At 66.3% G+C, this 726-nt stretch carries 1 pseudogene; it reads right to left on the reverse strand.

The annotated features are described in order from the left end of the window. Positions 1–180 precede the first annotated feature (180 nt). Positions 181–479, reverse strand: a pseudogene (locus JCM19049_RS16475) (metal-sulfur cluster assembly factor). Positions 480–726: the final 247 nt, after the last annotated feature.

Here is a 726-nt window from a genome sequence, read left to right on the forward strand (position 1 = left end):
CAGCGGCGGGATCCTGGTGTCGCGGCTCTTCTGGCAGGCCCGGCGGCGTGGGCTGCACGGGGCGAATGCCGTGGCGTTGATGCTGCCGCCGGGGGTACGGGGCAGCGCGGTCGCCTTCGAGGCCCTGGTCTTGCAAGGCCCTGCTGTGGCCTAGGACTGCTCCTACGCGCGGGCCGGGAGCTAGATGTTGAAGCCCAGTGCCCGCAATTGCTCTCGTCCCTCATCGGTGATCCGCTGCGCGCTCCAGGGCGGCAGCCAGACCCAGTTCAGGTGGTAGGTGCCGACCAGGTTCCTTAGGACCGAAGCGACCTGTTCCTCGATCACATCGGTCAGCGGGCATTCGGCGGTGGTCAGCGTCATGTCGATTTCCAGTACCCCGCGTTCGCTGAAGCGCAACCCGTACACCAGGCCCAGATTGATGATGTTGACCCCGAGCTCGGGTCGATCACGTCCTTCAGCGCCTCGCGGATCTCGGCCATGGGCCGGGCCAACCGGGTGGGGACGCCGTGTTCTGGGGATTCGGACATCAACTGCTCCGCAAACTCGTGTGAATAGGGGAACCTGCATTGATTACGCCACTTGGCCATCACGTTATCATCCGGTGTGGCGGTCCCCCAGCAGATGACGCCGCACCGGGTAACTTCCACGCAGCCGCTGCTTGTTGCGGCGCGGCTGCGGCCGGCTGCTGCACCCCGTCGCGTGGGGGTTAACGCCAGCAGGCCGGCA

The organism is Arthrobacter sp. JCM 19049 (genome assembly GCF_001310435.1).